We start from the raw sequence: 12,235 nt of genomic DNA, 5'->3' as shown, positions 1-12,235 counted from the left end.
ATCAGCCTGCGCCTGGCCACGCGAAGTCCGCGCGGATGACGTCGACGGACTGCCGGCCGATCCAAAGCGGCGTCCCTGCGGGCTGGGTCGAGTAGAGACCGCGGGCTGCTGACTCGACGCGCTCGTATTGGCTCGGCCAGGAGATCGAGTCGGCGATCTCGGTGAGCCTCTCTTGTCCACGGTCGAGTGCGCGCAGAACAATGCGCGGGTCGGGGAGGAGCTGAGACTTGTTGAGATTGCAAGCACTGCAGGACAAGACGAGGTTGGTCAGGCCGTCGAGCCCCACGCGCGACCACGGGAGCACGTGGTCGACGTGGTGCGTCGTCGCCGCGCCGCAGTAGAAGCACCGCTGCCCGAAGTTGTCGGCGAGTGCCCCGCGTGCGCGCTCCAGGGAGATCCGGTCGGCGCCGAAGTGGTGTGACGCGAGGTCTGGGACGTCACGCTGGAGGAACGGGTTGTGGCGCCGGACGTCGTCGAGCCAGGCGATCTGCAGTGCGGGGCGGAGCAACGACGACAGGCGAGCGAGCGTGGTGCAGACGCCGGGGAACAGCGAGATCTTGTTGTCGTGGGCGGCGAGCTGCTTGCCCGACACCTTGTCACTCAGCCAGGTGTCGTCGTAGAGAAAGCACTCATGGCTGCGCTCGCCGCGGACACGCTGGAGTCGGTACAGCGGCTGCGTGACAAGGGTCTCGCGGACCGCGACGACAGCGGCGCGATAGGGGTCTGGATGGAATCGTCGAACGAACTCGAGCGTCGGGTCCGATCCGGTCCGGGTCGTCGCGAGGGACTTCAGTTCGCGCACGGCATCGGGGATGCGCGCGACGCGGTTCGACGACTGCCTCAGATAGTGACCGTCGAGGTCGCGGACGGGGCGCCAGTAGATCGCGATGACACGTTCGGCGAGGTCGTCGAGATCGACGTCGACTGCCGCGTCGGCGTTCCGCGGAACGTTCTCGACGGCAAAGTCGAGCAGAGCTATCAAGGTCGCGAGTTTGTAGGTTGCCGTGCGCAGTCCGTCGTCCAGGACGCTGACCAGCTTCTGGCCCAGTGCGAGGGGGTCAGAACCCGAGACCGTCATTCCTCGACACTAGGGCCGTTCCATTGAAACGGTGCGCGGAGTCCGGCCAGCGCAGCGTCGTGTTCGGCCGTGTCTTCACCGACCAGACCGTTGCTTCCTCGACCTCGCGAAGAGCCGGATGCTGGCAATGACGAGGCCGACAACCGGGATCGACACGAAACACGTCGGAAAAAAGATGATGACGCCGAAGAATATCCCGGAGAAAACGGCGCCGGGAGCGTCGAAATCTGGTTCGCCAATCTGCGCTACGAGCAAAGCCGTGGCGGTGGCAAGGAGCGTGAGAACAAAGCAGAGCGGTATGGCCCACAGAACTGACGTGAAGTAGATCCCGCGATCGCTTCTGTGAATCGGTTGATCGTCACTCATTCGACAGGAACCTTTGGTGGGTGATCTGCACTTCCCAGCGGTATCCCGGGATCGTCTGCAGACGTTTGCTGTGTCCCGGGATAACCCATTTGGGGTGAGGCGTGTGTTGTCGGACCGATGTCGGGGAGATCAGTGCCGATATGAGTGTTGGGGCCCCGAAGGAGGCCGAGCCCGGGCCCGAGTTCGCTGTTTGTCGCCCCGCGTTGCACCAGCGTATGGACGGTTCCGTCGTCCTTGTAGTTGTACGACTCGATTGCGGGATAGGGCGTCACGGTTCCGTCGATGGCTGCGGACCCTGTAGTTGAAGGCCGCACAGTCAGGTCGCCCGCGACGCCGATCTTGCCTGCCGTGGCAACTTCGGGCTGAAAAGCATCGGAACCGAAATACTTGATCCGAACCGTGCCATCCGCGCTCTGCAGTGCAGACACCTCCGGCACCCCTGCCCGCGGCGAATGATCAGTCCCCAGGTCCGCGGGTGGACCCTTGACGACCGTCGGGTTCTGTCGCGCGACCACCATCCCCCGCTCGTAGTCGACGTATACCGACACGCGCGAATGCTCCGCGCTGGCATTCACGTCGGGCCCACGATCGTCGCCCAAGTTGTTGGGGAACTGCTGCTTCGCTACCCAGTCCAGCGGGTTGCCAGAGACGTTCTGCACCTGCTTGCTGGGGATGTAGAGGTTGGTTCGCACAACGCCCGCTCCGGGCTTGGGTTCGATTCTTGCGACCGAGACGTTCGACAGCGCACCTTGGTATTTCGGGTCGTAGGTATGGGGATCCAGAGCTTCCGCCATTCGCCAGTCGTTGGCTGTGGCGGGGTCCTTGCCGTACGTCTTCCGATACGCCGCCACTTGATTCGCGCGTCGATCAGCGAGATTGACGTTCGCACCCTCCCCTTTCGGAGTGAGGGGGATCGACCCGTCGGCCGCGTTGATGGCTGCGGCGAGGTCGTCGTCGAAGCGTTCCGCTGCTGCGATGACGTCGTTGACCCGAGCCTGCAGCGCGTCGACCTCGGCGTAGTAGGCGGCCTTGTCTACGTCGGCCCAGCCCTGCATCGCCGGTGGGGTGACGGTGCCCGTCCTGGGATCGATCACGCAGCCCTTGGCGTCGGCGTCGGCCTGCACGCGCTGAGCCGACGCCTTCAGCTCGACGGCCTCGTTGAAGCAATCCCGCGCGGCAGCAGCAACCTTCCACACCTCGTTGCCATGGGCGTCGAGATCCTTGCGGGTCTTGCCGGCGCCGTCCTTGGCGGCCTGCGAGGCGTCGCCCTGCCAGGTGTGCAGATCGGACAGGTTCTTCAGATGACCTTCGATGGCAGAGCATGTCTGTTGTTGACCCGAGCAGGCGCCGAAGATCTCCTGGATCTGGCTGGGGTCGAACTTCAGGATCTCGCCGAACGCGACCACGTCACGCCTTCAGGTTCAGCGACGGTGCGTCGCCGACGTGATGGATCGCGGTGCGATTCTCCCCGTCGGTCGACTCGTACAGCGCGGCGCTGGTGTGCAGATGAGTGCCGTGCTCGTCGACGCGGTCGGTCAGCTCGGCGGCGCGGGTCCGCCAGGCGTCGGCCTTCGACTCCAGCGCCGAGCGCGACCGGTCGAACAATCCTGCGGCCGCCGCGGTGAGCTGACCATGTTGTCTGGTGAACGCTTCGCGGCCTTCTTCGGCGCCCTGGTTCAGCTGGCGTCCGACGTGGCGAAGTGATGCGGGTTCGACGTGCAGGTCGTCGGGCATGGCCACCTTCCTCCTCGGTCGTTCGTGCGGCATCCTATCGGGCAGACACGACGAAACGCTCGGCCGATAGGAGCGCCTGTGGAGAACTCTGATCTTGTGCAGCTCGCCGACGCGGTTGCCGTCGAGGCGCACCGAGGGCAGACGGACAAGCTCGGCGTCGACTACATCGAGCACCCCCGAGCTGTGTCGCGTCGGGTCGATTCCGAACGCCCGGATCTCGTGGCTGCGGCGCTTCTCCACGACGTGATCGAGGACTCGGAGTTCACCGCGGCCGACCTGCTCGACCGGGGGATCCCGCAGTCGGTGATCGACGTCGTGCACAAGGTGACGCGCCGCGGCGATCAGTCGCCCGACGACTACTACGCCGAGATCAGCCGCGACCCCGACGCGAAAGCAGTGAAGCTCGCCGACCTCGGCGAGAACACCGACCGCCGCCGGATGGGGCAGCTGCCGGCGGAGACCCAGGCGAAGCTGCGCACCAAGTACACGAAGGCGTTCCGGGCGCTGGGTCGCGACGACCTCGCCGACGAGCTGGCCGCCCGATAGCTCGGTACGTGCGGGACCAAAACCGGACCCTCGTTCGTTGAGAGGGAGGACGACGCAGCCAGCGTCGTCGGAGGAGGTTCTGTTGACCACGCGCTACCGCAAGACCGACGAGGCCGTGAAGGCGTTGACACCCGACCAGTACCGGGTCACGCAGAAGGACGGCACCGAGCCTGCGTTTCACAACGAGTACTGGGACAACCACGAGCCCGGCATCTACGTCGACGTGGTGTCCGGCGAGCCGCTGTTCTCCTCGACCGACAAGTACGACAGCGGGACCGGCTGGCCCAGCTTCACCCGCCCCATCGAGGATGACGCGGTGACCACCAAGTCCGACCGCAAGCTGCTGATGAAGCGGACCGAGGTGCGCTCGGCGTCGGCCGACAGCCACCTGGGCCACGTCTTCGGCGACGGCCCCCGCTCGGCGGGCGGGCAGCGATACTGCATGAACAGTGCTGCGCTGCGGTTCGTCCCCGTCGACCAGCTCGAGAAACAGGGCTACGGCGAGTACCGCGCCCTGTTCACCACCACGACCACCGAGGAGAACGCACGATGAGCACCGACACCGGCCAGGTCACCACCCGCCCCGGCACCGAGACCGCCGTCCTCGCGGGCGGCTGCTTCTGGGGCATGGAGGACCTGATCCGTCGCCAGCCCGGCGTCATCTCGACGCGCGTCGGCTACACCGGCGGCAGCAACGACCACGCCACCTACCGTCGCCACCCCGGCCACGCGGAGGCGGTGGAGATCGTGTTCGACCCGACGCAGACCACCTACCGCGACATCCTGGCGTTCTTCTTCCAGGCGCATGACCCTACGACGAAGGACCGTCAGGGCAACGACGTGGGGTCGAGCTACCGGTCGGCGATCTTCCCGCAGAACGAGGAGCAGGAGAAGGTCGCGCGCGACACCATCGGCGACGTGAACGCGTCGGGGCTGTGGCCCGGGCCGGCGGTCACCACGATCGAGCCCGCGGGCCCGTTCTGGGAGGCCGAGCCGGAGCACCAGGACTACCTGATCCGCAACCCCGGCGGCTACACCTGCCACTACGTCCGTCCGAACTGGGTTCTGCCCAAGCGTGACGAGGCGACGGCCAAGTAAGTCGTTCGACGCAGCGCCCCCGTTCCGACCGGAACGGGGGCGTTGTGCTGTGTGCGTGGCATGCGGCCTGCTGTGCGTTTGTGCGGCGAACCGATGTAGATTCCACATTTGGACACGACGGGGTGTGATGGGGGAGTCGACGTCGAATACCCTCGCCCCGGACAAGTCGTTCTGACCGCCAAGGAGCACATTTCGTGGGGACTCGGATTCGGGCCGTTCTCTCTGTCGGGGCGATCGCTGTCTGCGTGGGCCTCGCAGCATCGGCCTGTGGTTCGGGTTCGACCGCGGGAGTCGAGACTGCTTCGTCGAGCGCTTCTGCCTCGCCTGCGTTCCCGGTTGAGTCGCTGCCGCCGGGGGTTCAGAAGGACTCGGTGTTCGATTTGAACTCGACGAAGGACATGACTGGCGTTGTTACGACAGTCCCGTTCGGGCAGAGCCCCTATGCTGCCCACTTACCGGATGTCTGCAATTTCGTGCCGCAGACACTGATGGACCGCTTCGGATTCGAAGGTAAAAGGCGGGGATTTCGAGGCACCCAGCTCGTCGCCCAGGCTTGCAATTTGCAACATCAGGGAGCGGACGGATTGCCGGACTACTCGGCGACTATTGGGTTTTATACCAATAACATAAGCGAAGTTTTGCGGACCGATCGAGTAAGTATCCTCAGGCGAGACGTGACATTATCGCCCTCGGTATCGGCCACGCTCAATCGGTTGATCCCAGCCAGCTCGGAAGATTTAACGGCCCTCCAAACGTGTTCAGCGTCGTGGGGAACATTTTTTGGTGCGATTTCTGTCTCCTTTCGCTACTTTGCGGAGCCCCCGAGGGACTCCTGCAATGAAGCCGTGGCGGCCGCCAAACTCTTCGTTTCCAGCGCACCGAAGAGTCCGTCTCAGATGCGAGCGGCAGAATGACGGGGGCCTTCAGCTTCGATCCGGAAACCGCCGCAGCGGTTGCGGGGGCGAGTAAAGGTTTGGTTGGGGGAATCGCGGGTCTGGCTGACCTCGCGGGCTCACTTCGCGCAGCTAACGGGAGTGGTCGATTTCCGTCGGGCATCCTTATCGACCAGATATTGAGCGATTTGGGCGAAGCGGCCAATGAACTTGCCGATCGACTGAAAACGGCGGTCGAGGAGTATCTCAAATCAGTGATTCAAGCAGGTCGCCTTATTCCAGCTCAAGAAGCGGAAAATAAGGACCGCATCGCGGCAGCCGGCTCCACCGCCTCGTCTTCTGGAATTTTGGGCGGAATGCTTTCAGGCACGCCCGCGCCCACTGCAATCCCCGCGGGTCCGGACGTTGGGGACATCATTGGTTCCTCGCTTCAGTCTGGACTTCCTCCACTTCCTTCGGGGCAACCATTCGCGGCAGGCAGGGCCGAATGCGCGGCCTCGCCAGAAGCGATTGGCGGATTGACTCTAGATAGCTGTGTTGCGCACCTAGGCCCCGCCGAGGCCTCAAGGCTCCAAATGCTTGCGCAACAGTGGCAGCAACTCGGCGCGGACCTGACCAGCTCGATCACGGTATTCCACAACATCGTTCAGTCGAAGATGGCAGCTGGCGGGTGGACAGGTTCGTCGGGCAAGGCCGTGGGCGACGCCGCGCACAAGTTGGTGAACACCTCGGTCGAGATCGCGGCGCAGGCCAATGCGAATGGTGCGGCCATTGTCGGGTGGGCGGGCGCGCTCGGAGACACCAAGAGCTATATCGACTCGCTCGCAGCGTCGAAGGGCCCGGCGATGGCGGCTGCGCCGCCGGAGTCGCGGGCGACGGTGCAGAACGAGATCGACACGATGGCCCGGTTGAAAATGGCGAGCACCTACAACCCCGGCGTGACGGCGATCTCCTCAAGTCTGTCGAACCTCAGTGATCCGTCCGCAAACCAGACCGGCGTTCCCCTCGTGCTTGCTGGCATGAGTGGCTCAGGCGGATCCGCGGGAGCGGGTAGCGGCGCCGGCACGTCGGCCGCCTCAGCTGGCGGCGGTGGGGGCGGTAGGACCTCCGGCGGCGGTGGCGGAGGCGGCGGCGGTTCGACGGCAGCCAGAAACGGCACCGACGCAGCGGGTCAGCTGGCGCGTCAGGGGACCGGTGATCCGGTGAGCAACGCGGCGAAGAATGCGTCGTCGCAGGCGGGTCAGAATCCGGCGGCGGCTGCGCAACAGGCTGTGTCGAAGGCCGGGGACAGTGCCAAGAGCTTGGGCGGTTCGCGGTCGGGCGCTGGGTCGATGACGCGTCCTGCCGGTCTAGGTTCGTTGAGCGAGGCGGAGAGGAACGCCGCGAAGGCTGCGGCCGGTGGGATGAAAGGTGCCGGCGGCGGGGGTGGCGGTACCGGGAATCTCGGTGGCGCCGGTGGTCTGGGTGGTGCGGCTGCGGCGGAGAGTGCGTTGTCGCGCAACAGCTCGTCGCTGTCGGCGGCGGAGAAGGCGTTGGCGGGTCAGCAGGGTGCGACGGCTTCTCGTGCTGCGTCGCCGGCTGCGGGTGGCCCGATGGGCGCTCGAGGCGCGGGTGCGAAGGGCGAGGACGACAAGGAGCACCGCGCCGCCAAGTACCTCAAGCACGTCGAGAACGGTGAGGAGATCGCCGGCGACCTGCCGGACACCGCGCCCTCTGTCCTCGGTGGGCTGAACCTCGACACCACCGACGACACCGGCGCGTCATCGAAACCAGCCGACCGCACCTAGAGTCACCGCGACCGTCGAACGGACAATGCGCGCAGACGCACCAGATTCCTGATCGCCCCATGGCAGTTGTCTGTCGGTGTGCGTCTCAGCGGTGCTCTGGTTCGGAAGTGGTGGGACTGTGCACGTATGCCTTCTGCCACGTGGTCGAAAAGAGTTGCGGCGCTCTCGGTGACGGTCGGATCGGCGATCGCGGTCGTGTGCGCGACGGTCCCGTCGGCGCAGGCTGCTCCGTCGCTGAGTGACATCCCGGCGATCGCCAACGGCGGCATCGCTCTCGCGCGTGGCGCGACCATGCTGCACAGCAACGACTTCGGTGAATACGGCTGCGAAGACTTCGTCGACGCCGCCTACGGCAAGACCACCGCAACCGGTATCCCGCACGACGGCGCACTTGCGTTCTACCGCCAGCTCGAGGCGAATGGCCAGAGACACACCTCGCTGCCGGCCCCACCCGGGGCGCTGGTGTTCTCACAGGGCGAGGACGGCGACCACGTCGACATCTCGATCGGCAACGGGCAGTACGAGAGCGGCGGGGTCCAGGGCTTCGCGCCGGGGTGGGGCGACGGTACCGACATCCAGATCCTGCCCGCCCCCAACCTGGGGAACTGGAACTTCGTCGGCTGGGCGTACGCGCCGTGGAGCGCGATCTGACGCCTGACGGCGAACGCACCGAAGCCGGTGCCCGGCAGCGACGTGCATCGCTGCGCGGCACCGGCTTCGGTGTCGGAGAGGGTCAGGCGTTCTGCGTGGCCAGCGTCGGGTAGTCGATGTAGCCCTCGGGGCCGGGCGCGTAGAACGTCGCCTGGTTCGGCTCGGCCAGCTCGGCGCCCTGCTGCAGGCGCTCGACGAGGTCGGGGTTGGAGATGTACCAGCGACCCACGACGACCGCATCGGCGGTTCCGTCGGCGACGAGCTTCTCGAGCTGCGCGAAGTCGGACTCGATCGCGAAGCCGGTGTTGAGCAGGAACGGCACCGTGATCTCCGGGCGCAGCGCGGCCAGTGCGGACGACTGCGGCTCGACGAGGAAGTGCACGTAGGCCAGGTTGATGTCGGCGATGGCCCGCAGCAGTGCCTGGTGCACCGGGATGGTGTCGGCCTCGTACATGCCGTTTGCCTTGTGGCCGGGCGAGAGGCGGATGCCGGTGCGGTCGGCGCCGATCTCGTCGACGACGGCCTTGACGATCTCCACGACGATGCGCGCCCGGTTCTCCGGCGAGCCGCCGTACTGGTCGGTGCGCTGGTTGGTGTCGTCGCCCAGGAACTGGTGCAGCAGATAGCCGTTGGCGGCGTGGATCTCCACGCCGTCGAGGCCGGCGTCGACAGCGCGACGGGCAGAGCTGCGGAACGCGTCGACGATGCCGGGGATCTCGTCGGTCTCGAGCGCGCGTGGCGTCACCAGCGGCACGCTGCCGTTGGGTCCGTGGGCCTTGCCGTCGGCGGCGATGGCCGACGGGGCGACGGGGTCACCGCCGGGCAGGTCGGGGTGTGCGACGCGGCCGACGTGCCAGATCTGCACGAAGATCTGACCGTTCTCGCCGTGCACGGCGTCAGCGATCTCCGACCACTTGGCCTGCTGGGCGTCATTGTGGATGCCCGGGGTGTTCATGTACGCGCCGCCGGCGCTCGCGCTCGACTGCGTGGCCTCCGTGATGATCAGACCGGCACCGGCGCGCTGCCGGTAGTACTCGGTCTGCAGGTCGGTCGGGGTCCCGTCCGACTCCGCACGCAGCCGCGTCAGCGGCGCCATGAAGATGCGGTGCGGGGTCTTGATGACGCCGGAGGTGAACGGCTGGAGCAGGGGTGAATCAGATTCCAGGCGGTAGGTCATGCGAGAGACAACGCTTCACAACCGGACCGCAGTCCCGGGTGAGATGCAGGTCACGCATCAGCAGCGGTCGTGCTACCGCATCACTGTCACAGCTGCGAGCGCCGCAGTGAATGCATCGACCCCACCGATCGTCGAGTCGCCGATGGGGAGCTCAACCGAAAAATCCTCGCGCGGCCTTCTGGCGTTGGACGCGAAGACCACAGACCCGACGGCCTGTCCATCGGTGTCGCGGATCGTCATACGACAGGAGGGTTTCGCCCGCAGGAAGATGAGAAGCGGGGCGAGGAGGATGGCTCCGAACAGGTCTGTGGCGCCCTCGCTCAATGCCCTTGGAAACGGGCGAACCAGTCTGCGCCAGAGTCCGTCCCCCAGCCGTTCGACCATCCGGAAGATCTCGTCGCCTCCAGGGTCGGTCACGACCCACAGTGTCCGGAGGATGCTCTGCGCGCGTTGTGCAGAGACCTGCGCGATCAGCTCGCCGGTGCCGCCGCGAATCTCACGCCTCGCTCGCGGACCGGATATCGACGCGAGCGGCGAATCACTGTCAGCCGGATTCACGACGTGCACCGCTTCGCGACCAGGATCTTTCGGGAATGCGACCCGCAGATCTGCGACCTCACCGCTCGCATCGGAGCGAACCACGGCCACCAGATTCGTCGTGGCTTTCGGATCCACAGATACCCCGTAGGACAGGAGCATTGGCGACCGCCTTCCGATCCGTTCAGGTCATGTCGGTTGATCGTCGAGAACGTTAGTAAGCGCGGCGCACGACGATCTATCCGCCTCCTGCGGAACTCTGTTTGCCAGGCGCGTCGGAAGCGGGTGGGGATGCAGCCCCAGTCTCCGGGGCATCCTGCGCAGGTGAGTGACCTGCTGTGTCGGGAGAGTAGTGCTGAGTGGGAGGCAGCGAGCCCGGCAACGCCTTCGCGACGTCTGTCCATCCGGTGGACTCGGTCTTCTCCGACAGCTCTGGGCTGATCGCGGCTTGCGCGTCTTGTTGCAGATTGCTCAGCTGGCTGTTCACGGCTGTGCGCGCGGCGAATTGGCCCCCTGGGATGTCGGCGATCTTCGCACCCAGTCGGCCTGAGCTCGCGATCTTCTGCGCTGCCGGACTTGTCACGACACTCGATGCGCCCTGCGCTGCGATCCGCGTCGGGTCGAAGTGGTTGTGGCCGGTCTCGACGGTCAGGACACCCTCCTTCGCCGCTTCGAGTCCAGAGCCGACAGCGAAGTTCTTCGGAGCAGCCTTCGCCACTGCCGTCGCAGCCCTGGTGACGGGCGACTGAGCGGCCTTCGCTGCGTCAACTGAGACGCGCACGGCCTTGGCGGCGACCTCGCCCACCTTGGACGCAACCACGCGCGCGGCCGCGAGCAACGCCTCGATGATCTCCCGGATGCGGTTGGCAGCAGCGGAGAGTCGCGCCGTCTCGACAGCCTGGCCCGCGAGTTCGCCGATCCCGGCGGTGAAGAAGCCGGCGATCGCTCCAAGGCTCTCGATGGCGACCGTCTGGGCCAGGAGCACTTCGAGTTCGTGGATGATCTCGTGGTGCGCCTGGTCGAGGTGGGCGGCGTACTCCGAGCACGACGAGCCGAGTTCGGTGAACACCGACGACAACTCGCGCAGATGCGCCCCGGCGTCGGTGCACGCCTGGGCGGCGGCTGCGGCCTCTGGGCTCTGTTGCGCGGAGACGGCCGACGCGGCAGCGCTCGTCGGCCCGGCCGCGTCCTGCAATTGTGCTGCAGCGGCTTTCCACGCGGCGTCGGCCGCGTGAAGTCGGTCCTGGTGGCCGTCGGGCCAGACGTAGCCGACGAGGCCCTCCACCATCGACCACCCTGGCGGACCGCCACCGCTGCCACCGGCCGACGACGGAACAGACGGCGCCGACATCGTCGGGGCAGTGGGGGCCGCCCCGATCGACGAGTCGCCACCGCCCCCGATCACCGACGACGCGTCGGCCTGAGCGTGGTTCTCGCCGGTGGCGTGCAGTCGCGTCGCGATGTTGCCGACGGCCCCGACCGCCGATGCCGCGGCGCTGAGGGCGGCTCGCGCGCCCTGGTCGTAACCGTCGGCCCAGGTGGTCCCGGCGTTGTCGGACCCGGCCATCCCCGACGACGCGCCGAGCTCGCCGGCCAACGAGCTGACCGCGGAGTGGGCAGAGTTCGCCACCGACGTCATGCCGGCGGCGGCGTGCGCGTACTGCGCGGGGTCGACGACGAGCGTCGGCATCAGCCCCACATCTCCTGGTTGGCCTGCACTGCGGCGGTGTAGTTCGCGTGCGCGGTGTCGCCGGCCCTCTGCAGATCCGCGACGGCCGAACGCATCTCGGCTGCACCCTTCGTCCACCGCTCGTGCGCGGCCCGCTGCGACTCCGCGGCCTCACCTGTCCACGACCCGTGCAGCCGCTCGACCGTCTGCTCGGCGTCGCGACAGACCGACTCCGCATCGGCGTCGAACTTTGCCATGTCGGCGACGATGTCGGCCAACAGCTCGGTGTTCACCGTGAACTTCTGGGCCACCGCTCAGACCGCCATGTTCAGACCAGAACCCGACTGGCCGACGGCAGATGCGTTGGCGGACTCCTGCGCGGAGTAGGTCTGTGCGGTCGAGGCCAAGAGTGCAGCCATCGAGTCGAGCCCACCGACGACATCCTTGGCCCCCTGCAGCCACTGCTCCCAGTCGCGACGGAACGCGTCGGCGGCCTGGCCCTTCCACCCGCCGCCGAGAAGGTCCTCGACGCGGGACGTCAGAGCACGCACACGGTCGTCGAGGGTGTCCGCGGCGGAACGGATGCCCTGCGAGGCCGACGTGACCTCGGCCGGCGTGACATGGAGCTCGGGCATCGGCGTCCCCTTCCCGCGTGCTGGGCAGGTGTGCAGTTCGGATCAGACGATACGGTACGCAGTG

At 66.5% G+C, this 12,235-nt stretch carries 14 protein-coding genes; 6 read left to right on the top strand and 8 right to left on the bottom strand.

Going from position 1 to position 12,235, the window contains the following annotated elements; genetic code table 11:
• Position 1: 1 nt before the first annotated feature.
• Positions 2 to 1,078, bottom strand: a complete 1,077-nt coding sequence (locus LX12_RS09900) for an HNH endonuclease (RefSeq protein ID WP_253654356.1) — start codon at positions 1,076 to 1,078, stop codon at positions 2 to 4.
• Positions 1,079 to 1,147: 69 nt separating this feature from the next.
• Here LX12_RS09900 and LX12_RS09895 point away from each other — a divergent pair, with 69 nt between their 5' ends.
• A complete protein-coding gene (locus LX12_RS09895; RefSeq protein ID WP_253654355.1) occupies positions 1,148 to 1,393 on the top strand; it encodes a hypothetical protein in 246 nt (81 codons plus the stop codon).
• Between the two features lie 47 nt (positions 1,394 to 1,440).
• Here the strand turns inward: LX12_RS09895 and LX12_RS09890 are convergent, their stop codons facing one another.
• Both LX12_RS09890 and LX12_RS09885 read right to left on the bottom strand, forming a co-directional pair.
• Positions 1,441 to 2,850, bottom strand: a complete 1,410-nt coding sequence (locus LX12_RS09890; RefSeq protein WP_253654354.1) for an Rv0964c family protein — start codon at positions 2,848 to 2,850, stop codon at positions 1,441 to 1,443.
• A 1-nt stretch (position 2,851) separates the two neighbouring features.
• Positions 2,852 to 3,178, bottom strand: coding sequence for a WXG100 family type VII secretion target (locus LX12_RS09885; protein WP_253654600.1), 327 nt, complete (start codon positions 3,176 to 3,178; stop codon positions 2,852 to 2,854).
• A 78-nt stretch (positions 3,179 to 3,256) separates the two neighbouring features.
• Here LX12_RS09885 and LX12_RS09880 point away from each other — a divergent pair, with 78 nt between their 5' ends.
• From LX12_RS09880 to LX12_RS09860, 5 genes are all read left to right on the top strand, one after another.
• Entirely contained in the window at positions 3,257 to 3,724 is a 468-nt protein-coding gene (locus LX12_RS09880; RefSeq protein WP_253654353.1) for an HD domain-containing protein, read from the top strand.
• 82 nt (positions 3,725 to 3,806) lie between these two features.
• The gene (msrB, locus tag LX12_RS09875; RefSeq protein ID WP_253654352.1) at positions 3,807 to 4,277 is read left to right on the top strand and encodes a peptide-methionine (R)-S-oxide reductase MsrB; all 471 of its coding nucleotides are present in this window, start codon (positions 3,807 to 3,809) and stop codon (positions 4,275 to 4,277) included.
• On the top strand, positions 4,274 to 4,822 hold the full coding sequence (gene msrA, locus LX12_RS09870) for a peptide-methionine (S)-S-oxide reductase MsrA (RefSeq protein WP_253654351.1): 549 nt from the start codon (positions 4,274 to 4,276) through the stop codon (positions 4,820 to 4,822). The genes msrB and msrA overlap by 4 nt, the downstream gene beginning before the upstream one ends.
• Positions 4,823 to 5,732: 910 nt before the next feature.
• Positions 5,733 to 7,502: a hypothetical protein gene (locus tag LX12_RS09865; RefSeq protein ID WP_253654350.1), complete on the top strand. Its 1,770-nt coding sequence runs from the start codon at positions 5,733 to 5,735 to the stop codon at positions 7,500 to 7,502.
• Between the two features lie 126 nt (positions 7,503 to 7,628).
• Positions 7,629 to 8,153: a hypothetical protein gene (locus LX12_RS09860; RefSeq protein ID WP_253654349.1), complete on the top strand. Its 525-nt coding sequence runs from the start codon at positions 7,629 to 7,631 to the stop codon at positions 8,151 to 8,153.
• Positions 8,154 to 8,235: 82 nt separating this feature from the next.
• Here the strand turns inward: LX12_RS09860 and LX12_RS09855 are convergent, their stop codons facing one another.
• From LX12_RS09855 to LX12_RS09835, 5 genes are all read right to left on the bottom strand, one after another.
• Complete coding sequence (locus LX12_RS09855; RefSeq protein WP_253654348.1) at positions 8,236 to 9,330, bottom strand: alkene reductase; 1,095 nt, start codon at positions 9,328 to 9,330, stop codon at positions 8,236 to 8,238.
• Between the two features lie 72 nt (positions 9,331 to 9,402).
• On the bottom strand, positions 9,403 to 10,005 hold the full coding sequence (locus tag LX12_RS09850) for a hypothetical protein (protein WP_253654347.1): 603 nt from the start codon (positions 10,003 to 10,005) through the stop codon (positions 9,403 to 9,405).
• 100 nt (positions 10,006 to 10,105) lie between these two features.
• Positions 10,106 to 11,557, bottom strand: coding sequence for a WXG100-like domain-containing protein (locus tag LX12_RS09845; RefSeq protein WP_253654346.1), 1,452 nt, complete (start codon positions 11,555 to 11,557; stop codon positions 10,106 to 10,108).
• Positions 11,557 to 11,847: a WXG100 family type VII secretion target gene (locus LX12_RS09840; protein ID WP_253654345.1), complete on the bottom strand. Its 291-nt coding sequence runs from the start codon at positions 11,845 to 11,847 to the stop codon at positions 11,557 to 11,559. The genes LX12_RS09845 and LX12_RS09840 overlap by 1 nt, the downstream gene beginning before the upstream one ends.
• Positions 11,848 to 11,850: 3 nt before the next feature.
• On the bottom strand, positions 11,851 to 12,171 hold the full coding sequence (locus LX12_RS09835; protein WP_253654344.1) for a WXG100 family type VII secretion target: 321 nt from the start codon (positions 12,169 to 12,171) through the stop codon (positions 11,851 to 11,853).
• Positions 12,172 to 12,235: the final 64 nt, after the last annotated feature.

Source organism: Williamsia serinedens (genome assembly GCF_024171725.1).
In the GTDB taxonomy this organism is placed as follows: Bacteria; Actinomycetota; Actinomycetes; order Mycobacteriales; family Mycobacteriaceae; genus Williamsia_A; species Williamsia_A serinedens.
Note: the sequence above shows the minus strand (reverse complement) of the source record. Positions and strands in the feature narration are given on the sequence as shown.